The organism is Ruegeria sp., from assembly GCF_965199275.1.
GTDB lineage: Bacteria > Pseudomonadota > Alphaproteobacteria > Rhodobacterales > Rhodobacteraceae > Ruegeria.
This window is the reverse complement of record NZ_CBDAQX010000015.1, coordinates 441,933-468,259: the sequence shown is the minus strand read 5'-3', so window position 1 is coordinate 468,259 and position 26,327 is coordinate 441,933. Positions and strand designations below refer to the sequence as shown.

23 protein-coding genes and 1 pseudogene are annotated in these 26,327 nt (G+C 59.1%); 13 read left to right on the top strand and 11 right to left on the bottom strand.

Annotation, left to right across the window (positions count from 1 at the left end):
• The first annotated feature begins 167 nt into the window (after positions 1–167).
• From ACOERD_RS13480 to ACOERD_RS13450, 7 genes are all read left to right on the top strand, one after another.
• A complete protein-coding gene (locus ACOERD_RS13480) occupies positions 168–1,544 on the top strand; it encodes a hypothetical protein (RefSeq protein WP_419739360.1) in 1,377 nt (458 codons plus the stop codon).
• Between the two features lie 204 nt (positions 1,545–1,748).
• The gene (locus ACOERD_RS13475; RefSeq protein WP_419739359.1) at positions 1,749–2,813 is read left to right on the top strand and encodes an FHA domain-containing protein; all 1,065 of its coding nucleotides are present in this window, start codon (positions 1,749–1,751) and stop codon (positions 2,811–2,813) included.
• Positions 2,814–2,816: 3 nt separating this feature from the next.
• On the top strand, positions 2,817–3,602 hold the full coding sequence (locus ACOERD_RS13470; RefSeq protein ID WP_419739358.1) for a PP2C family protein-serine/threonine phosphatase: 786 nt from the start codon (positions 2,817–2,819) through the stop codon (positions 3,600–3,602).
• Between the two features lie 21 nt (positions 3,603–3,623).
• Complete coding sequence (locus tag ACOERD_RS13465; RefSeq protein ID WP_419739357.1) at positions 3,624–4,886, top strand: peptidoglycan-binding protein LysM; 1,263 nt, start codon at positions 3,624–3,626, stop codon at positions 4,884–4,886.
• A 45-nt stretch (positions 4,887–4,931) separates the two neighbouring features.
• Entirely contained in the window at positions 4,932–6,041 is a 1,110-nt protein-coding gene (locus ACOERD_RS13460; RefSeq protein ID WP_419739356.1) for a LysM peptidoglycan-binding domain-containing protein, read from the top strand.
• Positions 6,042–6,081: 40 nt separating this feature from the next.
• A complete protein-coding gene (locus tag ACOERD_RS13455) occupies positions 6,082–7,188 on the top strand; it encodes a LysM peptidoglycan-binding domain-containing protein (protein WP_170471522.1) in 1,107 nt (368 codons plus the stop codon).
• Between the two features lie 146 nt (positions 7,189–7,334).
• Positions 7,335–8,594, top strand: coding sequence for an aminotransferase class V-fold PLP-dependent enzyme (locus ACOERD_RS13450; RefSeq protein ID WP_419739355.1), 1,260 nt, complete (start codon positions 7,335–7,337; stop codon positions 8,592–8,594).
• A gap of 2 nt (positions 8,595–8,596) precedes the next feature.
• Here the strand turns inward: ACOERD_RS13450 and ACOERD_RS13445 are convergent, their stop codons facing one another.
• The 6 genes from ACOERD_RS13445 to ACOERD_RS13420 all read right to left on the bottom strand — a co-directional run bounded on the left by ACOERD_RS13445 (position 8,597) and on the right by ACOERD_RS13420 (position 14,611).
• Positions 8,597–9,592: an ABC transporter ATP-binding protein gene (locus ACOERD_RS13445; protein ID WP_170471518.1), complete on the bottom strand. Its 996-nt coding sequence runs from the start codon at positions 9,590–9,592 to the stop codon at positions 8,597–8,599.
• Position 9,593: 1 nt separating this feature from the next.
• Entirely contained in the window at positions 9,594–10,622 is a 1,029-nt protein-coding gene (locus ACOERD_RS13440) for a Gfo/Idh/MocA family protein (RefSeq protein WP_419739354.1), read from the bottom strand.
• On the bottom strand, positions 10,619–11,458 hold the full coding sequence (locus ACOERD_RS13435) for a carbohydrate ABC transporter permease (RefSeq protein ID WP_170375704.1): 840 nt from the start codon (positions 11,456–11,458) through the stop codon (positions 10,619–10,621). The genes ACOERD_RS13440 and ACOERD_RS13435 overlap by 4 nt, the downstream gene beginning before the upstream one ends.
• Positions 11,459–11,468: 10 nt before the next feature.
• Positions 11,469–12,383, bottom strand: coding sequence for a carbohydrate ABC transporter permease (locus tag ACOERD_RS13430; protein ID WP_170459957.1), 915 nt, complete (start codon positions 12,381–12,383; stop codon positions 11,469–11,471).
• Between the two features lie 64 nt (positions 12,384–12,447).
• Positions 12,448–13,698 carry an ABC transporter substrate-binding protein gene (locus tag ACOERD_RS13425; protein ID WP_170678115.1) on the bottom strand — a complete coding sequence of 417 codons (1,251 nt, stop codon included), beginning with the start codon at positions 13,696–13,698 and terminating at the stop codon, positions 12,448–12,450.
• A 31-nt stretch (positions 13,699–13,729) separates the two neighbouring features.
• Entirely contained in the window at positions 13,730–14,611 is an 882-nt protein-coding gene (locus ACOERD_RS13420; protein ID WP_419739353.1) for an N-acetylmuramic acid 6-phosphate etherase, read from the bottom strand.
• A 156-nt stretch (positions 14,612–14,767) separates the two neighbouring features.
• Here ACOERD_RS13420 and ACOERD_RS13415 point away from each other — a divergent pair, with 156 nt between their 5' ends.
• From ACOERD_RS13415 to nagA, 4 genes are read left to right on the top strand one after another with little or no spacing between them, the layout of a single operon-like run.
• Positions 14,768–15,655: a BadF/BadG/BcrA/BcrD ATPase family protein gene (locus ACOERD_RS13415; RefSeq protein WP_170552187.1), complete on the top strand. Its 888-nt coding sequence runs from the start codon at positions 14,768–14,770 to the stop codon at positions 15,653–15,655.
• Complete coding sequence (locus ACOERD_RS13410) at positions 15,655–16,419, top strand: GntR family transcriptional regulator (protein WP_419739352.1); 765 nt, start codon at positions 15,655–15,657, stop codon at positions 16,417–16,419. The genes ACOERD_RS13415 and ACOERD_RS13410 overlap by 1 nt, the downstream gene beginning before the upstream one ends.
• Positions 16,420–16,427: 8 nt before the next feature.
• Entirely contained in the window at positions 16,428–17,459 is a 1,032-nt protein-coding gene (locus tag ACOERD_RS13405; protein WP_419739351.1) for an SIS domain-containing protein, read from the top strand.
• A complete protein-coding gene (gene nagA / locus ACOERD_RS13400) occupies positions 17,456–18,613 on the top strand; it encodes an N-acetylglucosamine-6-phosphate deacetylase (RefSeq protein WP_419739350.1) in 1,158 nt (385 codons plus the stop codon). The genes ACOERD_RS13405 and nagA overlap by 4 nt, the downstream gene beginning before the upstream one ends.
• A gap of 166 nt (positions 18,614–18,779) precedes the next feature.
• On the opposite strand, the gene ACOERD_RS13395 is transcribed toward nagA, so the two are convergent.
• Positions 18,780–19,961 carry an ISNCY family transposase gene (locus ACOERD_RS13395; protein ID WP_419737631.1) on the bottom strand — a complete coding sequence of 394 codons (1,182 nt, stop codon included), beginning with the start codon at positions 19,959–19,961 and terminating at the stop codon, positions 18,780–18,782.
• A gap of 206 nt (positions 19,962–20,167) precedes the next feature.
• Between ACOERD_RS13395 and ACOERD_RS13390 the strand changes: the two genes are divergently transcribed.
• A complete protein-coding gene (locus ACOERD_RS13390) occupies positions 20,168–21,433 on the top strand; it encodes a lytic murein transglycosylase (protein WP_419739417.1) in 1,266 nt (421 codons plus the stop codon).
• A 271-nt stretch (positions 21,434–21,704) separates the two neighbouring features.
• On the opposite strand, the pseudogene ACOERD_RS13385 reads toward ACOERD_RS13390, so the two are convergent.
• The 4 genes and pseudogenes from ACOERD_RS13385 to ACOERD_RS13370 all read right to left on the bottom strand — a co-directional run.
• A pseudogene (locus ACOERD_RS13385) lies at positions 21,705–21,863 on the bottom strand (dimethylarginine dimethylaminohydrolase); the annotation flags it as partial.
• Positions 21,864–22,058: 195 nt separating this feature from the next.
• Complete coding sequence (gene istB / locus ACOERD_RS13380) at positions 22,059–22,790, bottom strand: IS21-like element helper ATPase IstB (protein WP_419737606.1); 732 nt, start codon at positions 22,788–22,790, stop codon at positions 22,059–22,061.
• Positions 22,777–24,000, bottom strand: a complete 1,224-nt coding sequence (gene istA / locus ACOERD_RS13375; RefSeq protein ID WP_419739349.1) for an IS21 family transposase — start codon at positions 23,998–24,000, stop codon at positions 22,777–22,779. Before istA ends, istB begins: the two co-directional genes overlap by 14 nt.
• Before the next feature lie 80 nt (positions 24,001–24,080).
• The gene (locus tag ACOERD_RS13370; RefSeq protein WP_419737624.1) at positions 24,081–25,823 is read right to left on the bottom strand and encodes an IS1634 family transposase; all 1,743 of its coding nucleotides are present in this window, start codon (positions 25,821–25,823) and stop codon (positions 24,081–24,083) included.
• Here ACOERD_RS13370 and ACOERD_RS13365 point away from each other — a divergent pair.
• Positions 25,816–26,229 (top strand): hypothetical protein, encoded by a 414-nt coding sequence (locus tag ACOERD_RS13365; protein WP_419738660.1) that lies wholly within the window; start codon positions 25,816–25,818, stop codon positions 26,227–26,229. The two genes, ACOERD_RS13370 and ACOERD_RS13365, sit on opposite strands and share 8 nt — an antisense overlap.
• Positions 26,230–26,327 lie beyond the last annotated feature (98 nt).

Sequence of the window (26,327 nt, the reverse complement as noted above, 5' to 3'; positions counted from 1 at the left end):
CAAAACAGACAGCAGGTCAAACCTTCAGTCGAGCTACGCTCTCTTTTCGGTTTGACCTGCTGTCCACCCCCTCCTGAATCAACCTAAACACGACCCCCTCAACGCCCCTCTTAGCTCCAAGGGGGGTCAAATTTGGACGCCGATGGGGGGTCATTATTCAATGCCGATTGACAGGCTACCCCGAAGGTTTCCTGGAAGCGATCGACAAGGCGATGGAGGTTCACGCCACCGACCGTCTGCAATCGGCGCTGGACTGGTTGCGCATGTTCCGCGGGCCGGGGGTGATGTTCGATACATTCGCCTATCGTCCGGTTTCGGTCATCGTCGGCATGGACCGCGAAGACAAAGAGGCCGAGAAAGCCCGGATCAAGGCCGAAAGCGAAAATGCCGAGGCGGTTGTGACCGCTTTGTTGGCGGGCAATTCCGACATTGTCATGGGCAATGAGGACAAGGCCAAAGAGGATCTGTCCAAGCTCTCGCCCCGCGAGGAACCTGCGGTTGCCGTTGATACCGTTGTCAAAAGCGGATCAAGCGGCAATGGCAAGCTGTTGGCAGGCTTGGCTGTTGTGGCCATTGCTCTGGCCGCAGGCGGGTTTGTGATAATGTCCGGTGATGCGGACAAGGCCGAGACCGCGGCAGCGGCCCCTGCGACGGAAGCGGCGGAACCCGCAACCGCAGCGGTGGAAACCGAAACGGCGGCGGTCGAACCGGCCCAAACTGAAGAGCCTTCACAGGAACTGGAACAAGTCAGCGCTGCAGTGCAGCCTGTCGAGCAGGAGCCGGTTGAATCTGCGGAGACGGTTGCCACAGAAGCAGCCCCCGCAGAAACGGTGATCGAAGAAGCAACGCCCGAAGAAACCGCAGTCGCGAACGAAGAATCCACAGCCGCGCCGGAAGTGACCGCGCCTGAGGCTGAGGCCCCAGCAGCTCCGGTCAATCTGGCCGAGGCTCAGGTTGCGTTCTCGCATTGGGATGTTGAGGTTCCGTTTGACACGTCCCGCCGTCGCGCCTCGACCGGCAATATGTTCTCGATCACGGGCGTGGATGCCAATCAGGATATGTCGGTGATCGGCGACTGGGTTCAGCGAGGGGCCACCATCTTTACTTTGAATGGCAAGCCGGTACGCGACGATGCCTCCTTTGCGGCACAGGTGCTTGAGAATCTGCAGGTGGATCCCGACGGGTATCTGCGCGTAGCAGCGCGCTACCGTCCTCTGGGTGAGACACGAGCGCAGAATGGTTTGCTCGCTTTGCCTGCATTCCGCACGATCGGGTTGGAAAACGGCTACGGCTTTAGCGTCAACGGCAATGGGGCCGGTGGTTGGCAGACAGTCGTGACAGAGGTGCCCGAGGGCGCGTCGGGCAGCTTGCAATCTGGGGATGTTCTGGTCAGCGAGGCCGAAACGGGTCTTGCGTTCGAAGGACCGGAAAGCCTCGATGCGGTGCTGGCGCAACTGGTTTCGGGCGAACAGCCTCAGGCGCAGTTTGCGGTATCGCGCAACGGTGCCGATGCCAACGCAACCATGCCTCTTGCGCAGGAGTGATCAGACCGGTTCGAACGTAATCTGCCAGCGTGTGTTTGCTGAGGGTGGCTCCCGAAAAGACAGCCACCCTGACGGGATCCGGCCCGACGCAGAAAGGTAAAAAGTTTCCTGGTTTCAAGATTGAAGACCGCAGCGCGGACAGTCGTGATGCGGGTATCGAAACGGCACAGAATTGCGTGCCAACAAGTTGAAGGTGTCGACACCATGTTCAAATACAAAAGCCCTCTCAGCCGGCTTCTAGAAGGTGCCGGCAAAGCCAAAGAAGAAGAAACGACTGAGGCAGCAGCCCCGGCCGAGGAAAAGCCCGAACCGATTGCGGATTTCAACGCGCTACGCGCGGCGCTGGGCGGCGGCAATCTGGCCTCTGAGGCGTATGAAGAGACTTATGACGAAGAGGATGAGCTGACCGCTGAAGGCGAGATGCCCGAGTTTTCGGATGCCGAGGACGTGGCTGAGGACACTGAGGAAGAGACGTCCATCTTCGTAGAAGAGGCTCCGGTGACCGAAGAGCTGGCCGAGGAAGCAACGATTGACGAACCGGAAGCTGACGAGCAGATCGTGAGCCTGCATCTGTCCGAAGACGAGCGTGTCGAAACGCCGGTACAGGATGAGGTCGAAGCGGCAGAGCCCGAAGTGATCGAACCTGTCGCAGTCGAACCTACTCAGGAACCGACCGCCGCGCCGGTCGAGCCTGAGGTCGAAGTTCAGGAGCCGGTGGCGGAAGCCCCCGAACCGCAGCCCGAACCCGAGGTGCAGGCCGCATCGGTTGAGCCGACACCGACTCCAGTGCCGACTACGGCCCCAGCCGAGGACCGCCGTTCGCGTGTGAAGACCACTTTCCTGGGTTTCGAACGCGCAGATACCCACGTTCAGGACCTGATCGAAACCGCCGAGCCGGTGGCCAAGACCGAAGCCGCGCAAGAGACCTTCCCGGTGGGTTGGCTGGTTGTGACCCAAGGCCCTGGCCGTGGGTCCAGCATCACCTTGACCGAAGGTCTGATGCAGATCGGACGCAACGATGATCAGGCCATCCAGCTGGATTTCGGCGACACTGGCATTTCGCGCAGCAACCACGCCGTGATTGCTTATGACCCGGAAGATCGCAAATGCTATCTCGGTCACGGCGGCAAAGCCAATCTGGTGCGCCTGAATGGCAAGCCGGTACTCAGCACCGTGGCGCTGTCCAATGGCGATCTGATCCGCATCAGCGAAACCTCGATCCGTTTCATGGCCTTCTGTGACGAAGGTTTTGATTGGCGGGATTCCTGATAGATGCTCGCGACTCCGGCATATGACGTTGCGCTGATCCTGAACCAGGGTCAGCGGGACACGCAGGAGGATGCCATCGCTGCGCGTATGTTCGATGCGGCGGATGCAGGCTATGTCGTGATTGCCGACGGTATGGGCGGGCATGAGGCCGGTGAGGTCGCCTCAAGCCTCGTTGTCGCTGCCTGGCGCGAGGCGTTGGACGCCGAGCTGGAAAGCGACACTCTGTCAGAACGCGCGGCGATAGATGCACTGCCATTGGCGGCCATGCAGGCCAACGCATTGATTTCGAACCGCAATGAAGAACAGGGCGAAGGCTGCAACATGGGGTCCACCTTGCTGGGCACCTTGCTGTTGGGGCAGCGTCTGTTCTGGATTTCGATTGGCGACAGCCCGCTCTACCTGTTTCGGGACGGCGCGTTGATGCAGATCAACGAAGACCATTCGATGGCGCCGATGATCGACGCGCAGGTTGCCGATGGCACGCTGACCGAAGCGCAGGCGCGGTCTCATCCGGACCGCAATCAGCTGACGTCGGTCATCATGGGCGGCGCGATTCCCAAAGTGGATTGCCCGGAAGATCCGTTGGCAATGACGGTCGCAGATATCCTCATCCTCGGCAGTGACGGCCTGCAGACCCTGACCGATGACGAGCTTCAGACGGTTGTGAGCAACCACGCGCAGGCATTGGCGCAAGAAATCGCAGAGGCATTGCAGCAGGCAGTGCTGGAGAAGAACAACCCTGATCAAGACAACCTCTCAATCGCAGTCGTGAAACTTGCGAAACAATAATAAGGCAAAGCAACGGGACCCATGAAAAACACATTGATCATATCGAGCCTGGCCCTGGCGGCGGCTACAGGTGCAGCATCCGCGCAAGAGGCGTGCTCGAACTACGAGATTCAGCGCGGCGACAGTCTGCGAGAGCTGGCGATTCAGGTCTATGCGACGGAAGATTTCCGCATCATTTTTGACGCCAACCGCGATGTGATTGGATCCAATCCGAACATCATTCGGGTCGGTGACGTGCTGGCAATGCCCTGCCTTGAAGATATCGGTCGTACTCCGGTTCTGGCTGATACCGAGGCCGAGCGTCTGGCCGCCGAAATGGCTGCCGAGCTGGTCAAAGCTGCCGAAGAGCGTGCAGAACAGGCGATCGCCGAGGCCGAAGCCCGTGTGGCCGCCGCCGAAGCTGAGGCCAAGCAGGTCAGTGAACAGGCCGTGGTTGAAGCAAAGGCCGCCGCGCGTGAGGAAATTGAGGCCGCACGCGCCGAAGGCGCCGCCCTGATCCGCGACGCCGGTACGGGCGAACGCCCTGAGGTGCGCGACCGTCAGGTGCTATTGATCACCGGCGGCGACTATCAACCCTTCACCGACGAAGCACTGCCGCACCGTGGCCTCTATACGCATCTGGTGGAAACCGCGATGCTGCGCGCCGCGCCCGAGCAGGCCTACAAGATTCAGTTCGTCAACGACTGGAACTCGCATCTGGATCTTGTGATGCCGACGCTTGCGTTTGACGGAACTTTCCCCTGGTCGCGTCCGAATTGCGAAGAACCCGCGGCGCTGTCCGAAAACGACCGCAACCGCTGTGAGACCTACAACTTCTCGAATCCGTTCTACGAAGTGGTCGACACGTTCTTCGCCCGCGAAGGCACAAGCTATGTCGAAGCGCTCAGCTACGCTGATTTCGCCGGCACCACGATCTGCCGCCCCGAAGGTTGGTCGCTGTCGCACATGGATGCGGTCAGCCTGTACGAGCCGATCATCACCTTGCTGCGCCCGGAATCGCCGGACGAGTGCTTTGAAGCAGTGATGACGGGCGAGGCCGACATTGTCGCAATCGAAGCGCACCTCGCCGACGGAGCCATCGGTCGCCTTGGTTACGAGCACCGCATTGTCGAGAACCCGAATTTGGCGGCGATCAAGTCGCTGAATGTCATGACGCATAAGGACAACCCGGACGGAGAAGCGATTCTGGAAACGCTCAACAAGGGTCTGGCGATCATGCAGCAATCCGGCGAATGGCGAGACATCGTCTCATCCGCTCTTCGCTATCAAATGGAAAACGGCTGAAAAAACTGAAAAGCCATCTCAAATTTTATCTGGAGAAAACACCGAATGCCCAACTTCACGCTCCAAAATGTTGCGTTGACAACCGCTGCCGTATTGACGGTCAGTGCCGGAGCCGCTGCCGCCCAACAAGCCTGTACGAATTATACCGTACAGGACGGCGATACCATGGCGTCCATCGCGTTGACCGCGTATGGCACGTCCAACTACCAGCCCATCTTCAACGCGAACCGCGATGCGATCAGCAACCCCAACGCGCTGGATCCCGGGCTGTCTCTGGTCCTGCCTTGTGAGGACGGAAACCTGCCAAACGGTCAGAGCGCAAGCGACATCATCGCGGCGCAGCAGGAACGTTTTGCAAATTCTGCGCAGAGCAGTGCGTTCAAACGGCCGATCAAACTGGTGACCGGCAATGGCTGGGCTCCGTTCGCGGATGAAACCCTGAACGGTGGCGGTTTCATTACTCGTCTGGGCACCACAACGCTGCAGCGTGGTGGCAATAGCGAGCAATTCTCGATCAGCTTCGTGGATGACTGGAACTCGCATATCGAAACCCTGCTGCCGCTGGGTGCGTTTGATGTGTCGATGGCCTGGAATATCCCCGACTGCACCAACCGCAGCTATGAATGGTCATGGGAGACCGAGGTTCGCTGCACGCAGTTCCACGCCTCGGCCCCGGTCTATGACATTGTGTTCGGCTTCTACAGCGTGCCCGAAGGCAAATACGCCGGAGCCACCAGCTTTGATGATCTGCACGGCGCCACGATCTGTCGTATGGAAGGCTGGCCTCTGCACGATCTGGAACAAGAAGGTTTGCTGCGCGACGACACCATGACGGTTGTGCAGCCCGCCACCGCACGGGAATGCCTGGATGCGGTCATCACTGGAACAGCCGACATCGCCACGTTCGAATTGCAGCTGTTCGCAGACGCCATGAGCGAAATGGGCCTCAACGCCAACGACCTGGTCGAGAACCCCTATGTCTCGACGCTGTCGTCCCTTCGCTTCATCACTCACCGGTCCAATCCTCAGGGTCAAAGATACCTTGCCCTGATGAACAAAGGCCTCAACGAAATGCGTGAAACCGGGGAATGGTACGCCATCATCTCGGATAGCCTGAATGAGCATAACGAAAGACTGCTAGACGCAATCAACTGAAACCTCATCTCCACATTCCAACTTATGGGAGGAATAAAAAATGCTAAGAGAAAAACTCAATACCAAAGTGATGACGGCAACCGCCGTCCTCACACTCTCCGCAGGTGCTGCAGCAGCGCAGGAAGCCTGTTCAAACTACACCGTGCAGGACGGCGACACGATGGCAACCATCGCGATCGCAGCCTACGGCACATCTAACTATCAGCCGATCTTCAACGCGAACCGCAACGAGATCACCAACCCCAATTCGCTAGAGCCCGGTCTGGTCCTGGCTCTGCCGTGTGAGGATGGAAGCCTGCCCAACGGTCAATCAGCGCAGGAAATCATCGCGGCGGAAGAACAGCGTGCGGCCAGCGTGAAACGGTCGAACGTCTATGCACCGCCGATCAAACTGGTTGCGGGCAACGGCTGGGAACCGTTCACGACAGAATCCCTGAGCGGTGGCGGCATCATGACCCGTCTGGCAACAACCAGCCTGCAGCGTGCCGGCAACAGCCGCGACTTCTCGGTCAGCTTCGTGGATGACTGGTCTTCGCACTTGGACACTCTGCTGCCGCTGGGCGCATTCGACATCTCAATCGCCTGGACGCTGCCCGATTGTACAAACCGCTCTTACGAGTGGTCTGAGGCAACCGAAGCCCGCTGCACGCAGTTCGTGGCGTCTGTTCCGATCTACGACGTTGTTGGTGGCTTCTTCACGCTGCCTGAAAGCGAATACGCCGCCGCAACAGAGTTTTCGGATCTCGAAGGCGCAACCCTTTGCCGTATGGCGGGTTGGAGCATGGTTGTTCTGGAAGAAGTTGGCCTGAACGGCAAAAATCTGAACCTGATTCATCCCAACTCAGCGCGTGAATGCCTGGATGCCGTTCTCACCGGCACAGCAGACGTTGCTGCATTCGAGGTTGAGCTGTTTGCCTCAACCATGAATGACATGGGTTTGACATCGGACGATATCGTCGAGAACCCCTATGTTTCGACTCTCTCGTCGATGAGCTTCATGGCCCACCGTTCGAACCCGTTTGCCCGCGAATACATCGCGATGATGAACAAGGGTCTGAACGAGATGCGCCAGTCCGGCGAATGGTACGCGATCATCTCGGACACGCTGCGCGAGCAGAACGAAAAGCTGAACGCCGGTTCGAACTGATCCCTCGGTTCAACTGACGCAGAAGGGCCGGTTGTTTCAACCGGCCCTTTTTCTTGTCATGAAGACAAAACCGGTGTTTGAATTCGATCTGTTCGGCACGCCCGTGCAAGCTGTCCGAACGCTCTGACTTTCCACAGGACTGACCCATGATCCAAGACAACCCCGCGCTTATTGATGCCATTCGCGACAGGTTCGCCCATGTCGACACGTGCCCGTTTCAGGGCGAACGCATTTTCTTTGAGAATGCAGGCGGCGCCCTGACGTTGAAATCGGTGGCTGAGACCTCGGCTTTCTATGCGGCGATCCCGGACAATCCGGGCCGTATCAACCCTGCGGGGCAGGGTACGCAAAATGTGATCAACAAAGCCAAGCAGGATCTAGGCGTGTTCATGAACGCCTCTGGCGGTCAGTTCTTTGCTGGCGAAAGCGGGACCGAGCTGTTGTTCCGCATGATCCGTACTGCGTGTTTGGCCGCACCCAAGGGGGTCAAAGTGATTGGCTCCTCCATCGAACACCCAGCCACCCGAAGCGCCGCGCGCCGCTGGGCCGAGATTGCTGGGCTGGACTATGTGAACGTGCTCCATGACAACGATACCGGTCTGGTTACACCCGACGACTACGCCGCACTGATGACCCCGGATGTGGCGGTGGCGACGATCCTGCATGCCTCACCCGTTACCGGCATGGGTATGGATGTGGCTGCGATCTCGGCCGCGATCCGGGCGGTTGCGCCGGATTGCATGATCATCGTCGACGGCATCCAGCACGCGGCCCATGGGCAGCTCGATCTGGATGCCTACAACGTCGATGGCTATGCGATCTCACCTTACAAAGTGTTCTCGCGCCACGGATACGGGATTGCGTGGATCTCTGACCGGCTGACCCATACGCCGCATGACATGCTGATCGACGCCCCCGCGACAGGGTGGGAGTTCGGAACCCGTGATACCGGTTCCTACGCGACGGTCTCGGATGTGGTGTCTTATTTCGACTGGCTGGGTGGAGAAGTATCGGACGAGACTGACCCGCGCGCGCGGATTGAGGCTGCGGGTCGTGCCATTCACGCCTATGAAACCCATCTGACCAACACCGCAATCAACGGCACGGGCAACCTGCCGGGTCTGCGCGATATGGATCACGTCACCATTCTGGCCGGGGCCGACAACCCAGCGCGAGAGGGGCTGGTGTCGATTGTGGTCAAAGGCAAAGCATCCGAGGATGTAGTCGAGACGCTGAACCAGCAGGGCATTCGAACCCATACGCGCAAGGCCGACCATTACTCGGGCAATGTGCTGGGGCCATTGGGGCTATCGGACTGCATCCGCATTTCCTTCTGTCACTATAACACGGAACAGGAAATCGCCCGCCTCTTGGCCGCCGTCAAAGAGCTTGGGGAAGACGCGTAGCGCTAAAGTCTCTGCCCGTCCTCGCCAAAAGCGAGGACGTTTGCCTGATCGAATGCGATCCCTGTCTGCGCGCCCGGTTCAACCCTGTGTTGACCGAAGGCGCGGATGGTGAAGGGTTTTCCGGTCCCGATATCGACCATGATGTTCGTATCCGCACCCAGGTTTTCCACATGCACCACGGTGCCGGATAGAGCCCCGGTTTCAGAATGGGTGGCGTATTCCGGACGGATGCCGAAATAGGTGCCCTTTGGTCCGCCGATCATATCCGCCGGGACAAAATTCATGGCGGGGGAGCCGATGAACTCGGCCACAAAGCGGTTGGCGGGGTTGTTGTAGAGGTCCATTGGGCTGCCGATCTGTTCCACGCGTCCATCCCGCAGAACCACGATCTTGTCGGCGAGTGTCATCGCCTCAGTCTGATCATGGGTCACGTAGATCATGCTGGCGTCAATCTGTCGGTGCAGATTGGCGATCTCGACCCGTGTGTTCAGGCGCAGGGCGGCGTCCAGATTGGACAGCGGCTCATCAAACAGGAACAGTTTCGGGTTGCGCACAATCGCACGTCCGATGGCGACGCGTTGCCGTTGGCCGCCTGAGAGTTCGGCGGGACGGCGCTCCAGATAGTCCTCAAGCGACAGCATCCGGCTGGCCTCGGAAATGCGGCGCGAGATTTCATCCTTCGGGTGCCCAGCCTGTTTAAGCCCAAGCGCCATATTTCCACGCACCGTGAGATGCGGGTATAGCGCGTATGACTGGAACACCATCGCGAGCCCGCGTTTCGCCGGTGGCACGGTATTGACCTGCTCGCCGTCGATTTCGACCGTGCCCGAGGTCGCATCCTCCAATCCCGCAATTACCCGCAGCAAGGTCGATTTCCCGCAGCCCGAGGGGCCGACAAAGACCACGAATTCGTTTTCCTCGACCGTCAGGTCGATGTTCTTCAACACCTCAACTGGCCCGAAGGATTTACACACTTTGCTCAGCTTCAGGGCGGTCACGTCACGCCTCCTTCAGGTCAACCGGTTGCCCGGTTCTAATGCTTTTATCAGCCGCCAAGCAGATCCGCAGGGATTGCACCGCGTCGCTCATGTGGCGGGTCAGGTCGATATTCTCGGCGATGACGCGCAGCATGTAGGCTTGCTCTGCATCGCACAGCTCCTGATGGCCCGGTTCGCCGTCCATTTCGATCAGAGTGTCCCGATCCGGGCGATGTACTAGAATGCCGCCCACTTTGGTGTGCCCGTCCACATCGTCCGAAGCGCCTTTGTTGCCCTCGGTGATCGAAACGGCGCCATTGGGCGAGATGATGTCTTTCACGAAGAACGCGGTTTCGGACATCATCGGGCCCCATCCGGCCTCGTACCAGCCGACTGAGCCGTCCTCGAACACCACCTGGAACTGGCCGTAATTATACATATCCGGTGCGATCTCGTCCGATAGGCGCAGGCCCATGCCGTTGACCCGAACGGGCAGGGCGTCGGTGATCTGGCACATCACATCCACGTAGTGCACGCCACAATCGACGATGGGCGAGGTGGTCTGCATCAGCGCCTTATGCGTCTCCCATGTCGGGCCGGTGGATTGCTGGTTCAGGTTCAGCCGGAACACGTAGGGGCCGCCCAGATCTCGCGCCTCGGATATCAATCGCATCCACGAGGGGTGGTAGCGCAGGATATAGCCGATCACCAGCTTGCGCCCCGTCTCGACCGCTTTGGCGACAACGCGGCGTGCATCCTCGACCGTGGTGGCCAGAGGTTTCTCGACAAACACATGCGCGCCCGCCTCCATCGCAGCGCAGGCATAGTCGGCGTGGCTGTCGGAATAGGTCGCGATGACCACCAGATCAGGCGCGGTCTCAGTCAGAGCGGTGTGGAAGTCCGAGAAGACGGGATAGCCCTGCAACTCCGACTGATCGACCTGGCCCGAGCGATTGACCAACCCAACAATCTGCGCGTCGGGATGATGGTGATGCGCCAGCGCGTGGCTGAGGCCCATATTGCCCAGACCTGCGATAAGGACTCGGATCATTTGACCGCCCCCGAGGTGATGCCGCGGATCAATTGCCGCGAGAAGATGACGTAGAGAACCATGACCGGCAGGATCGCCATGCTGAGCGCGGACAGAACCGCGTTCCAGTCAGTGACAAACTGCCCGATGAAGACCTGACTGCCTAGCGTGAGCGTCTTGGTTTCCTCGGCCGGGGCGAGGATCAGTGGGAACCACAGATCGTTCCAGATCGGGATCATGTTGAACACCGCCACCGTCGCCATCGCCGGACGCACAAGCGGCAGAACCAGTCGGAAGAAGATCGTGTATTCGCTGAGGCCATCAATGCGCCCCGCGTTTTTCAGATCGTCGCTGACCTGCCGCATGAACTCGGACAGGATAAAAACGGCCAGAGGCAGACCCTGCGCGGTATAGACAAGGATCAGGGCCATCAGCGTATTCACCAGCCCGGTTGCGACCATCATCTCAAGGATGGCGACTGTGCCGATGCGGATCGGGATCATGATGCCCAAGGCCAGATAAAGGCCCATCAGGGTGTTGCCGCGAAAGCGGTACTCGCTCAGCGCAAAGGCCGCCATCGCGCCGAACAGCAGGATGAAGAACAGCGACACCACCGTGACGATCATCGAGTTCTGGAAGTAGAGGAAGAAGTCTCCCTGTTTCATCACCGTCTGATAGCCAATCATCGAGAATGTCTCGGCATCCGGCAGGGCCAGCGGCTCGCGGAAGATCGCTTTGCGGGACTTGAAGCTGTTAATCACGATCACAAATACCGGGAACAGCGCGATCAGGGTGTACAGGATCAGCGCGCCATGCATGGCGGCGATATTGAACGGGTTTCTCCGGGCTTTGTTCATCTTACCACCCTCAGAACTGATACCGGCGGATGCGGGTCTGGATCAGGAACAGATAGACACAGACGCCGGTCAGGATGATCGCAAACATCCCCGTCGCAATGGCCGAGCCCATATGCGGATCGCCAAGCTGCAACTGGAACCCGAAGAAGGTGCGGTACATGAAGGTGCCCAGAATGTCGGTTGAGAAATCGGGACCTGCCAGTGCGCCTTGGGCGGCATAGATCAGGTCAAACGCGTTGAAATTCCCCACGAAGGTCAGGATCGAGATGATGCCGATCGACGGCAGGATCAGCGGCAGTTTGATCTTCCAGAAGGCGGCCATACCGGTGATGCCTTCGACCTCGGCGGCCTCAAGGATTTCTTCGGGGATCGACAGCAGGGCGGCATAGATCAGCATCATCGGGATGCCGACGAACTGCCAGACCGACACAAGCGCCAAGGTGGTCAGGGCATATTCCTCTTTCCCCAACCACGGAGCGTAAAGGGATTTCAGGCCAACAGCGGCCAGCATGTCAGGTGCGATTCCCCAAATCGGCGAGAGGATCAGCTTCCACGCGAAACCGACGATCACGAAGGACAGGATTGTCGGGATGAAGATGGCCGAGCGGTAAAACGCGGCAAACCTCAGCCGCGGGTGGCTGAGCATAGCGGCCAGGGCGATGCCGATGGGGTTTTGCACCAGCATGTGAATGAAAAAGAACCAGAAATTGTTGCCGAGGGCATTCCAGAACGCATCCGACCATAAGGGGTCGCCGAACAGGGTGCGGAAATTGTCCAGCCCGACAAAGACGCGGGATTGATCAACTTCGGTGTAAAGCGCCAGCCGCAGCGTGTTGAACAGCGGCAGGATCATTACGGCGGTGTAAACCAGCACGGCGGGTGCAAGGAACACCACTATGTGCCATTTGATCCGGCTGTTGCCCATCTTGTGCCTCGACTGTTCTGGGTGGGTCCGGCCCGAAGGCCGGACCCGTTGGTTTCGTGAGTGGTTATTGGTGCGGTGCGTACCAGGAGGCGAGGCCATCCTGCAGGCGCTGACCGGCGTCTTCGGGGCTTTCTTCGCCCTTGATGACCTGAGCCGAGGCGTTCCACGTCTCGTTCTCAAGGTTCGGCGTGCCGCGCGACAGGATCTGGTAGGTCGAGCGGATGGTCGAGCCACACTCGCCACGCCAGCTTACGAACTCCTGCGCCAGCGGGTCATCCATCGCGACGTCAAAGCTGGACAGTGAGAAGAAACCGGGCAGGGCGTTGGCGTAGATGGTTGCGAACTCTTCCGAGCCGACCCAATCCAGGAAGGTGCGGGCGGCCTCAGCGTTGGGCGAGGCTGCGTTCAGGCCGATGGCGATATCGGTGTGATCCGAGATATAGCACTCATCGCCCGCATTCTGGACCGGAGGCTTGAACGCACCCATTTCGAAATCGGCCAGGTTGTTGAAACCGCTGATCTCCCAGCTGCCCGCCGGATAGACGGCTGCCCGGCCCAGAGTGAACAGGTTCTGGCTGTCCGGATAGGTCTGGGCTTCGAACCCGTCGCCCATGTACTCACCCCATTTCGCCAATTGGCGATAGGGAGCGACCCATGCTTCATCCGTCAGCTTTTGCGAGCCTTCGATCAACGCCAGACGCCCCTCTTCACCTTTCCAGTAGTTTGGGCCGATATTGTTGTAGCCCATGGTGGCCGCTTCCCACTGGTCATTGGTGCCCATGGCCATCGGGATATAGGTGCCGTCCTCTTTGATCTTGTCGAGCGCCGCGAAGAACTCAGCCTCGGTTGTGGGCACGTCGATGCCCAGCTCATTGAAGGCGTCTTTGTTGTAGATGAAGCCGTGAATGACCGAGGCCATGGGAACGCAGAAGGTCGCCGCACCATCATCGGTCTGCCACGCAGATTTCGCAACGTCCGAGAAATTGGCCATGCCGCCCAGATCGGACAGATCTGTCAGGTGACCGGCCTCATAAAGACCAAGCGAGGTATCGAACGGACGGCAGGTGATCAGGTCTCCGGCCGACCCGGCATCCAGTTTGGCGTTCAAGGCGGCGTTGTATTCTGCAGGCGCCGAAGGCGTGAATCGAATCTTGATATCCGGGTTCTGTGCCTCAAACGCGGGGATGATCTTTTCCTGCCAGAGCGCCAGATCGTCATTGCGCCAGCTTTCGATAGTCAGAACCGTTTCGGCATATGCGGCGCCTGCAAGGGCCGACGACGCCAGCAAAACGGCGCTTAGTGATACTTTCTTCATGGTCTTTTCTCCCTTGGTATTTTGTTTGGTTTTAAAGTTGTTTTAGCGCTGGGCGTAGGTGGCCATCAGATTGTGCCAAAAGCGCCTCGGCCCGGTCCGGGCTGTCGGCGCCCGCGGCCAGCAAGATTGCCTGTTTCACGTTACCGGACGCCTGCGTAAGCGCAGCACTGGCCTGCTCTGCCGAAACCCCGGCGATTTTTCCAACGATCCCTTCGGCGCGTTGGCGCAGTTTATGGTTGTCGGCGATTACGTTGATCATCATCCCGTCATGCACATGCCCAAGGCGGATACCCATCAGCGTGGACATCATGTTCAGAGCCACTTTCTGCGCCGTCGCGGCCCCAAGGCGCGTTGAGCCTGCAATGGGTTCGGGCGGCGTGTTCAGGTGGATAGCGCAGTCTGCGCAGGCGAACAGCGGTGCCTCTGCATTGTTGGCGATTCCGATGACTTTGGCACCCTGCGCGCGCGCACGGCGCGCAAATTGGACGGCATAGGGCGTGCTGCCACTGGCGGAAAGGGCGATTACAGCGTCACCCGGTTGTACCTTGGCCGCCGCAGTTTGCGCCGCAGTTTCATCATCTTCGGTATGACCGGGCATTGCTGCGCCCTGCGGTATCCCGCCTGCCATGCATATCGCCATGGTCTCAGGCGAAAGGCCGAATGTTCCGGACAACTCGGCCCCGTCCGCCAGCCCCATCAGGCCCGACGAACCGGCTGCAGCGTAGTAAATCTTGCCGCCCCGGCGCACAGTCTGCGTTAGAATGGCGGCTCCCTCTGAAAGGACATCCAAGCAGCCGTCAAGCCCACGCAATGCCGCCTTCTGTGCCTCAAGCAGATAGCCCAGGATGTCGGCATTTGGCCTCAGGTCGAGCCCTTCGACCTCGTCGCGCAGCATTTCCGTTTGCGGCAGCATTTGATTCCTCCCCAGATGAGAGTAATACCTATATAATACCTTTTGTCTACCTCTCGTTGGGAAAATATGCTAAAAACCCATGATTTGGCCGATAATTCCCAGTTTCTATAAGTTGAGGTCTTTTTTTTCGGCAAAAGGTATCCTAAAGGTATCTATATGGATGAGTCCTTCCAATACCTGATTGCAATCGACGGCGGTGGCACAAAATGCCGGTTCGCGATGGTCACACCTGACGGTCGGGTCGAGGTGACATTGGGTAGTGCCAATGCCTTCTCGGATCGTCAGAAAGCGCTGCGTACCCTCGATGAGGGGCTGCAGGCCTTGGCCGATAAAGCGCAATTATCCCGAGCACATCTGGCCGAGATTCCGACCTATGCAGGGCTGGCTGGGGTGACGGATGCCGTTGCGGCGTCGGAGGTTGCGCGCAGTCTGCCCTCGTGGATTGTCGAAGTCGAAGATGACCGCAGATCGGCGGTTGTGGGGGCGTTGGGCGCGCAGGACGGTTCTGTGATCGGCGTTGGAACGGGATCCTTTCTGGCCCGTCAGGCCGATGGGCGAACGCAGTTTATTGGCGGCTACGGAGCTTTGATCGGCGATCAGGCCTCGGGCAACTGGTTAGGCGTTCAGCTGCTGCAACGCGTTCTATTGGCGATGGACGGCATTCAACCGCACAGCGCGCTGACCCGAAAAATCAGCGCGGAATATGACGACGATCCCATGCAAATCGTTGCGTTTGTTGGCCAGGCGAACCCCTCGGATTTCGCAGGCCTCGCCCCCGAGATCATCGCGGCTGCGGCTGGTGGCGATCCCGTGGCGCAAGATCTGATGCAAGGCGGGGCCGATTATCTGGCGCAGGGGCTGCGCGCCCTCGGTCACACCGACGGATCGCCCATCTGCATGATCGGCGGAGTCGCACCGCATTATGCGGAGTATCTGCCGCCTCACATGCAGGCCTGCCTGACCGAGGCCAAGGGCTCGCCGCTAGACGGAGCCCTGATATTGGCGCGTCACCTGGCTGAGCGGGCAAAGGTAAGGGCGGGCTGATGAGCGACACGATCGAGACATTCCTGAAACCCGCCGATTGGCTGCAGGAGGCAACAGGCCCACTCTATGTGCGGTTGCGCAAGCGACTTGAGCAAAGCATCGAGGCCGGAGTTCTGGCCGAAAGCGCCCCGCTGCCGGGCGAGCGCGAGATGGCCCACCTGACCGGCCTGTCCCGTGTCACCGTCCGGCGAGCGCTGCAGGATTTGGTCGAGCGTGGCATCATCGTGCAGCGTCAGGGCTCGGGCAGTTTTGTAGCGGACGGAACGCCTCGGGTCGAACAATCGCTGTCTTTGCTGACCTCATTTACCGAAGATATGACCCGCCGCGGATTGGATTCGACCAGCGAGTGGCTGGACCGGGGCATCCACACACCTTCACCGGAAGAGGTTATGGCGCTAGCCCTGTCCTCAGGCGAAGAGGTGGCGCGGCTGTCGCGCCTGCGCATGGCCAATGACAAGCCAATGGCAATTGAGCGTGCGGCCCTGCCGGTCGACATCCTGCCGCATCCCGAAGGTGTAACATCCTCGCTTTATGAAGTGCTGGAACGCGACGGCAACCGCCCGGTGCGCGCCATGCAGCGGATTTCAGCGATCAACCTTGAGGCCAACGACGCCGCTGTTCTGGGGGTCGAGCCGGGCGTGGCCGGGCTGCGGATCGTCAGGACCTCGTTCCTGTCCAATCGACGCGTGGTGGAGTTCACCCGCTCTGTCTATCGCGGTGATGCCTACGATTTCGTGGCCGAACTGCGCCTTGCAAACAGCTAGGAAAGCACATGCAACAGCAGATCACCCGGATGCGCCGGGAAATCGATGAGATACCTGACGCGGTTGAACGGCTGCTCAGCCGGGGTCAACAGGACATCGCGTCCACGGCTGAGGTCGCCCGGAGCCTTGACCCTGCCTTTCTGACAAGCGTGGCGCGGGGGTCGTCGGATCATGTCTGCACCTATCTCAAATACGCGTCGGAAATCCTGTTGGGCCTGCCGGTGGCCTCGGTTGGACCTTCTGTCGCGTCGATCTACAACGCGCCGCTTCGGTTGCAAAACAGCCTGTGTCTGGCCGTGTCCCAGTCCGGGCAAAGCCCGGATATCCTGGCGATGGTGCGCAGCGCGGATCGTGATGGCGCGCTGACCATCGGGCTGACCAATGACGCGGCCTCTCCGCTGGCGGCATCCTGTGCCCATACGATTGATATGCAGGCAGGCCCCGAACTAAGTGTGGCTGCGACCAAGACATTTGTGTCCTCTGCTGTGGCAGGCCTTTGGGTCTTAGCCGAATGGGCGCGGGACGAGGCACTTTTGGATGCCATTCGCGATTTGCCAGAACGGCTGGCGGAGGCTGCGCGTATCGACTGGCCCGAGGTACGGGCTGCGATTGGGGCGAACCCGTCGCTGTTCACCTTGGGGCGCGGGCAGGTGCTCGCCATGTCCAACGAGGCCGCGTTGAAGTTCAAAGAGACCTGCCAGTTGCATGCCGAAAGCTATTCTTCGGCCGAAGTGCTGCATGGGCCGGTCTCGATTGTCGAAGAAGGGTTTCCTGTCCTCAGCTTTGCGGCTGCCGATGCTGCAGAATCCGCGCTGTCCGAGGTCGCCGACGCGATCAGCACCAAAAGGGCCCGCGTTTTTGCCACCACGACCAAGGTCAAATCTGCGTCACCGGTCGAACATATCCGCACGCTACACCCGCTGACCGACGCGCTGAGCCTGATCGTTTCGTTCTACTCCATGGTCGAGGTTTTCGCCGCCTCGCGCGGCATTGACCCGGATGCCCCCCGGCACCTCAAGAAGGTGACGGAGACGGTATGACCGAGACGACCCACGCACTGATCGGAGCGGATATTCTGACGCCGGACGGCATCGTGAAAGACCACGCGCTGTTGCATCGGGGTGGGCGGGTTGATGGCGTCGTTCCCATGTCGGAACTTGGCTCTGGTCATGTGCCAGTCACGCTGGAGGGTGGACTTCTCGCGCCGGGTTTCGTCGATCTGCAGGTCAATGGCGGCGGTGGGGTGATGTTCAACAACCAGCCGGATGTTGACGCGCTGCAGATCATGGCTGGGGCTCATGCGCAGATCGGGGCGACCTCGATCCTGCCGACCTTGATCACGGATTCGCCCGAGGTCACTGCAAATGCCATATCGGCCGCGATTGAGGCCGTGCGGCAAGACGTTCCGGGGATCGTTGGCCTGCATCTGGAAGGCCCGCATCTGGCCGTCTCCCGCAAAGGCGCGCATGACGCTGCCTTTATCCGCCCGATGGAAGATGCAGATGTCGCGACCCTGCTTGAGGCCGCCGCCCAATTGCCGGTGCTTAAAGTGACGTTGGCACCAGAAAGCGTCACAAGCGCCCAGATTGAAACGCTGACGGCGGCAGGTGTATTGGTCTCCTTGGGGCACACGGACGCCAGCTATGAGGTTTGCGTTGCTGCCGCCAAGGCTGGTGCGCGCTGTGTGACGCATTTGTTCAACGCGCAAAGCCAGATGCAAGGACGCGCGCCGGGAACCGTTGGCGCGGCATTGGCTGAGGGGGAATTCTCGGCGGGTCTGATTGCGGATATGATCCATGTGCATCCCGCCATGATCCGAAATGCGCTGAATGCCAAGCAGGGACCCGGTGAAATCTTTCTGGTCAGTGATGCAATGGCGACGGCAGGGTCGGATATCCGCGTGTTTGAGCTTAATGGCCGCGAAATCCACCGCGAGGACAACCGGCTGACGCTGGCGGATGGAACGCTGGCAGGCGCGCATCTGGAATTGCTTCAAGCGGCGCGGAATCTTACCGAGCAGGTCGGTGTGTCGTTTGAACAAGCCCTGCACATGACCAGCCTTGTGCCTGCGAATCTGATCGGCAATCGTCAGATCGGACGTCTGACCAGAGGCGCGCTGGCACATGTCTTGCATATCGGCCCTGAGGGGGATCTGCTGGCCGTCTGGCAGAACGGGCAGAAAATCCTCGGATGACCCTATCGGCAGAACCGGTCTGCGTGCTGTCGAGAACATTCTGAATTGTCCGGTGTAGGTAACATGCCAATTGTCCGCTTCAGTTGATTGCGCGGTGGCCCAATTCGGAGGGAGCCGTAGGCGACCGTAGATTTGGGCCACCGCGTTCGCGCCACGTCGAAGCGGGTCACGCGACTTTGTGTTTGCTATCCTCCTGTGTGATGGGTGATCCGTCAGGCTGGTAGCGGCCAATGCATCTCGGGCCGTGGAAGATGACCAGTTGACCATCGGGGTATTCGTGGACCCTGACCTTCGCCTTGACGAAATGATGACGGTGCCTGTCTGCCGCGATCTGCATGACCAGGCCCTTGTAGCGCACCGTATTGTCGTTGCCGACGACGCGGTCTTCCTGCACACACAGGGTGTCGCGCACATTGCCTGTAAACGGCACGAAGGCCGAGGTCGTATCCTCCGGCTCCTTTGCAAACAGGGCATTGTGTTCGGGAAGATAGACCTCTTTCAGGAACTGATTGGCCTCTTCAATGGTTGTGATCCCATGGGACCGCAGTTCCTGCGGCAATCGGTTCTGGAACGTGCCAAACATGCGTTCAGACCGTCCACGGGCCTGCGGTGAATAGGCCGGGATCAGCTCAATGCCGAGTTGCTGCAAGGCGCGCCCGACCTGGGTCAGATTGTCCTTGTCCACTTTGCCGCCCGCTTCGGGCGTATGCCAGTAATGAGAGCCCCGATCGGCATAGAGCGAGCAAAACAGACCTTGCGCCTCGATCACCTCTGTCAGCCCCTGAAAACTGCTCATCGTCCCTTCTTCCTCGACAAAGAATGCCGAATAAACCCGGTTGGTGGCATCGTCCATGGTGACGATCAGATCCCACCACTGACCCGGAACCCATTCATGGCTGGAGCCGTCCTGATGCAACATCATGCCAACCATCGGACGGCGGGGCCGCTTGCGCCGATGGGCACCTCGTCGGGGTGCTGCCTGAACCCGGCCGTGGCGCTGCAGTGTAAGCCGCACCCAGTTGTAGCTCTGTGTGAAACCATGGTGGGCCACCAGCTTCTCGTGGAAATGCTTCGGCGTGTAATCCCAGTACTTGGTATCAAACAGTTCAAGCATCTCCATGACCTTATCCGTGGCAACACGATTGTTGGCCAGTTTGCCAAGCCGACGGTCGTACAGACCTTCTGCACCATCCGCCTCAAATCGATCCTCCCAACGCCTGACGGTGCGCACGGATACACCCAGTATCTCAGCCGCCTGTTCTTGCGTCAGCTTGTTCGCGCTTCGCCGCGAATACACATCTTCAAACTTCATCAGTCGAACTTCCTGTAACACTTCTGCTCGGTTCATAACGCCTCCTCTCAGAGACAGAATAGAACCGGACAGATCGCATGTTACATACACCGGACATATCGCGTGTTAGCGACACAGAACCGGTCTGCGTGCTTTGAAAACCGCCCATTTTGCGCTATCCTGAGGCGGAGCAGTAATCAGGAAAAAACGGAATGCGTAAATGCATAGGCGGCGTCATGACCGCCGCATTGTGGGCATCCATGATGCAGGCAGGTTCAGCAGAAACTTCTCAAGGGTCAGAAAATCGACTTTTGGACAATACGATACAACTGGCCTCGGCGGATGTGGTGATCTCCCTCCGGCCGGTGCCGCGACCTTCGGCTGAGGCCGTTCGGGTGTCGGTAGAAGGCAATGCCCGCTTTCAGGCATGGCTTGGCGCGTTTCAGCGGCGGGCGGTTGCGCAGGGGATCACTCAGCAGACTTTGGACCAGGCACTAGCCGGGCTGAGCTATGACCAAAAGGTCATCAAGCGGGACCGTAATCAGGCAGAGTTTTCAAAGCCGATCTGGGAGTATCTGGACGCGGCCGTCTCGGACACGCGCATCTCCAATGGTCGCGCGGCATTGGACCGGCATCGGAAAGTCCTGCGGCAGATCGAGGCGCAATATGGCGTCGAGAAAGAGGTCGTAACTGCCATTTGGGGCCTAGAGACCTCCTTCGGGTCGTATCGTGGCAGCAACCAGACGATCCGCTCACTGGCGACATTGGCCTTTGATGCCCGTCGCGCTTCGTTTTTCGAGACCCAGTTGATTGCTGCTTTGCGGATCATTCAGGCCGGGGATATAAGTGCGGGTCGTATGGTGGGCAGCTGGGCTGGCGCAATGGGGCACACGCAATTCATGCCGACCTCGTATTTGGATCACGCGGTTGATTTCGATGGCGACGGTCGGCGTGATATCTGGTCTGAGGATCCGACAGACGCGCTGGCCTCGGCCGCCGCCTATCTGGCCCGGCATGGGTGGACCAAGGGGCAGCCCTGGGGTGTCGAGGTGCGTCTGCCTGAGGGATTCGACTATGCGACTGCCAAGCGGGACTACACTCTGATGCCGTCTGACTGGGCGGCACGTGGTGTGGTCGGGCTTGATGGCAAACCGGTGCGAGACCATGGACGGTCTGCGATCTTATTGCCAGCAGGCGGGCAGGGTGTAGCGCTGATGATCTTCGACAATTTCAGCGTGATCGAGGCGTATAACGGTGCGGATGCCTATGTGATCGGAATTGGTCACCTGTCGGATCGGCTGAGCGGAGAGGCTCCGTTTCTGGCCAGTTGGCCGCGTGGCGACCGGGTGCTGAGTTTTACCGAGAAAAAGGAATTGCAAACGCGGTTAACGCAGGCCGGGTTTGATACCCAGGGCATAGACGGGCGTACCGGACCGAATACAGTGAATGCGGTGCGGGCCTATCAACTGGCACAAGGACTGCTGCCAGATGGCTATGCGTCCATTCGTTTGCTTGAGCGGTTGAGGTAGAGGAGGGGGGCGCTGCCAAGCTGTCGATTGCACTATTGTTTGGTACTGCCTCGCACTTGCCAGCTTGGGCCAAATACCTTGGTGCTCTCGCACTTAGCCGAGCGCTAAGGCGAAAAACGCGATTGCATGCTAATCGTGTTTAGGGTGTTTGGGCGGCGCGGACTGCTCTTTTGCGCTCGTTGGCTGGACGGAAGCAGGTGCGGCGCGCATGCGGACAGCCTCGGCACTCCAGCTGAACTCGGTTATTTTGCCGGATGATCCTTCGCTACCATCAAAACCTCAGAGACAGGCATGACATGCCGCCATCCAACTTGGCGCAATCGGTGTTGTCGATTTGGACGACCTCATATCCAGCCTTGTCCAAAGCATCTGCAGTACGCGGGAAACCGGCCGCCATGAGCACCAGGTTGTTGAAACGTATTGCATTGGCTGTCAATCGGCATTGAATAATGACCCCCCATCGGCGTCCAAATTTGACCCCCCTTGGAGCTAAGAGGGGCGTTGAGGGGGTCGTGTTTAGGTTGATTCAGGAGGGGGTGGACAGCAGGTCAAACCGAAAAGAGAGCGTAGCTCGACTGAAGGTTTGACCTGCTGTCTGTTTTGAATTTATTCCCCGATTTCGAGGTTAGTCGCGGTGGTTAATTCGCCAGCTTTCGTTCCCGGTTTCGATGATATCGCAATGGTGTGTCAGTCGATCCAGGAGAGCAGTGGTCATTTTGGCATCTGTGAACACACTCGGCCATTCAGCAAATGCGAGGTTGGTTGTTAGCAGAATAGACGTTCGCTCGTACAGTTTGCTGATGAGATGGAAGAGTAATCGTCCACCAGACTCTGCGAACGGCAGATAACCGAGTTCGTCTATAATCACGAGGTCGACGCGGATCAGCTGCTCGCTGAGCCGCCCGGCGTTGCCTTCGCGATGTTCAGCCTCCAGCTTGTTCGCGAGATCCACAGCGCTGAAGAACCTGACCCGCCGGCGGTTATTGACCGCGTGGCCCCCGATCGCTGTTGCGAGATGCGTTTTGCCCGATCCGGTTCCACCGACCAGCACGCCATTCCTGGCCTGGTCCATAAAATCGCCGTCATGAAGATTGCGCACGACTTCCTCGTTGACGGGGCTGACCGTGAAGTCGAACTCAGGTAAGGACTTGCAGACCGGGAACTTTGCGGCACCCATCTGATACCGGATCGAGCGCGCAGTCTTTTCGGCCAGTTCGGCCGTGAGGAGTTCGGCCACGACCTGTTGGGGCCGCCAGTTGTTTTTGGCTGCGGCCTGCATCACTTCGTCAAAGCAGTTGACGATGCCTGGCAACTTCAGTTGACGGGCAAGTTCGAGAATTTCCTTACGCAGTTGCATGGGAGCCTCCAAGCCTGTCATAGCGAGCGCAATCCGCGATCGGTGCCATTTTCAGCTGCAGGTGGGCAGGCGGCTCAATCGCCTTTGGCGGCGGGGGATTGGTGCGCCGAGAGACAATGTTCAGGATCGCATCGGCCTTGCGCAGGCCAGATTTTAGAGCTTCTTCGCAGGCAGCCTCGACCACATCAATGTCGTGCTGGTAAGCAGCGAAAAGAATATCGGCAAGTTGCCGGTCTCCGTCGGATGTGCCCCGCAGATGGGTCCAGATCTGCGTCATTGCCGGTGGTAGGTCCCAGTCACGGAACGGTGCTCCATTGCGCAGAGCGCCAGGCTTGCGCTTGAGGACGGGCACATAGTGCCAAGGGTTGAAGATCGTTTTTCCTCGGCCGAAGCACCGTTCGTGCTCTCCGACAATCTCACCGTCTTGGCGCAGGACAATCCGCGTGGCGTAGACCTGCAACTGGACCTGACGTCCAACAGCTCTTGCCTCAACGCTGTATTTGTTTCTTTCGAAGTTGATCAGGCAGGTTCGGCTCACGGCGACCGTCTTTTCACGGAACCCGACGAAGGGCTTCTGCAGATGCGTCAGCAGCGGCTTTTCCTGCTGGAACTCCTCCCAGACCGTCACCTCCAGGTTTTCCGGATGCCGCAGTTCTTTTGCGCGTTTGATCGCGTCTTTTTGCAGCCGGGCATTCAATTCATCGAAGTCGGCCACCTCCAGACGCGGTGTAAAACTATAGGCGCGGCTCTCCTTGACCAGATTCTCAACCTGACCCTTCTCCCAACCGGCCGCGCGCGTACAGGCGATCGGGTTCACCAGATGATGAGAACACATCCGGGAGAATGCCTTGTTGAACTTTCTTTCCTTGCCCGACAGGATCGCATCGACGGCGGTCGTCATGTTATCGTAGATCCCGTTGATGCAGCCTCCACCAAAGAATTTGAAGGCCTCGTCGTGGGCATCAAAGACCATCTCCTGCGTCTCGCGCGGATAGGCAATGGAGAATGGCATGCGGCTATGGCAAAGTTTGAAATGGGCAACCTTCACGGTCGTGAGTGCACCGTCCATCAAAACCGTCTCCACACTCCAGTCGAACTGGTACGCCTCCCCAGGATCAAAGATCAGCGGGATGAACGCCTGCGCCTGTTGTCGGCCGTGCGCAATGCGCCAATTCTTTCCTGACTTCCGACATTTTTTCGTATAAGTCATTGATATTATTATGCCTTGGTTGCCAAAAGGCACTACACGGACTTTTTTCGCCAGCGATTGTTTCGGAGTGTTGAGGGAGCTCAGGCTTTGGTCTGGCCAGTTTTTCGGGTGCGCCCGGGGGGTATCTTGAAAGGGGCTTCGTTCCAGGTCAGGCCGACGCAGGTGAGGATGCGTCTGGCATCGACCGTGGCATGGCTTGGCATGCCGTAGCGGTCAGGGGTGCCTTTGTGGCGCAGGATCGAGAGCTGCAATGCGTTCAACTCGTTGCGGATACGAGCCGGGCTCATCGGGTGTCCGAGCAGGTCCAGATGCTTGCGCAGGTGCTGCAGGCAGCAGAAGGCCATGTAGCAGATGGCGATATGGGCCCGGACCCGACGCGGCGACCAGTGATAGATGGGCCGGATTTTCAGATCGTGCTTGTTGGTGCGGAAGCAGGCTTCGATCTCCCACAACTGGTGATAGCGGGCAATGACGTCCTGTGCCTCCAGTTCGTCCGCACCATGAACAACAATGGCATGCAGCCCGTCCCATTGTGCCGCTGCCTTGATCTTTGCATCATCCAGCGTGACGTCCCCGCTGTCGGGGAAGGCCAGGAAGCGGCCATATCCCCGGCTGCTGAAGCTGCCGGGTTTGCGAGAGCGCTTGAGCTTCTTGTGCAGCTTTTCGATTGCCTTGTCGCGCTTGTGGGCATCATTGCGTGCCCGGGTGGGTGACCAGGTCACAATGACCCGCGCTCCCTCCTGGTCGATCACCTTGTACCAGCCCTTCTCGGTTGCCTCTTCAGAACCGTGTCCAGCCCAAGGCTGGCGTCCCTCCGGGCTCAAAATGTTCGCCTTCACGGCGGCCGGGGCGGACTTCATGCGATAGCCGAGGATGTAGGGCAGACCCTTGTTCTGCAACATCTGCTGGTTGTCCTTGCTGAGCATGGCGGCATCGGCCACGAACGTGACCCTGGCCACGTCGAAGCGTCCCTCCAACGCCTTCAGCGCAGCTTCCAGCGTATGACCTTCCCAGGTGTTTCCCGGGAAGAGTTCATAGCCCACAGGCAGCCCATCGGAGGTGACGATCAGCGCCAGCATGACCTGAGCGCGGTGATGCTTGCCATCCTTGCTGAAGCCCTTGGCCAGAAGATGATCCTGCTCGACCCCGTCCGCATCCTCGGCCGGGTCCTCGCGCTCGGTGTCAAAGGCCAGGGTCGTGCAATCGTAGAACAGCACGGTCACTGGCCCGCCCAGCAACTTCTCTGCCGCCGCGTGAGAGGTTTTGCAAATCCCGTCTATCACCGGCGTATTGATGTAATCCATGCTCCGATAGACCACGTCCAGATTGAGCGTGATGCCTGCCTGGTTCTCCAACGCCTCCACGGTCGCGCGCTTGCTCTCGGGCTGTGCGATCCGCGCCATAACCAGCTCTTTCACAATGCGATTGGCACTTTTACGCGCCGCCCCCAGAAGGGCCCCCCAACCCAGTTGGTCATACATCGTCCCCATGACATCCCGCAGACCCAGAGAGACCCGCGCCTCCTCACGGCACTCGGCAAGATCAACGCCAAGCTTGTCCGGCCGCGGAGCGCGGCGCACCAGCGCCTGCAGATCGGCATATTCCGTGGGCGTGAACAGTTCCATTTGCGGCGAGCGATCAATGCGTAATTGCTCCATCAAGCGGCCCGCCAGACGCTTGATATCCTCAATCTCGCTGTCGTTATGGGCCACACCCACATGGCGCAGGATCTTCTGGCGTACCTTGGAGCCGGTGCGGACGGATTCAACGATCTGGATCCGTGTGCGGTTGAGCTTTGCGTCATGTTTGGTGCGGATGAACATGGGCGAAGAGGTTAGCCATCTGAAGGCCCATGTCAATACTTTTTATAATAATGGGGCACTACAACGCGCCTCTGAGCAACCACACCTGAAAACAAACCAAAAACCCAGTCAGATCAACAAAAAGGTCGGAAGTCAGGAGGATCGGGCGCATGACCGGGTTTGCCGGGTTGATCAGCGTGGTAAAGCAGGCGAAATCATAGAAATGGAACCCGAACTGGCAGAGCACGGTGCGCCCCGTTCCCAGGAGCCCGTGTCCGAAGGCCATGCCCTTCTGAAACACCGGGGCGGGGATGTCCCGGTCCGGCTTGAGGGCAACCAGCCCGAGGCGGTGGCCATTGATTTCTGCAAGGCCCAGTGCGGCGCAGGGTGCGGGGGCGGCGCTGAAGTCTTCCTGAAAGGGTCCTGACTTCCGACATTTTTTCGTATAAGTCATTGATATTATTATGCCTTGGTTGCCAAAAGGCACTACACGGACTTTTTTCGCCAGCGATTGTTTCGGAGTGT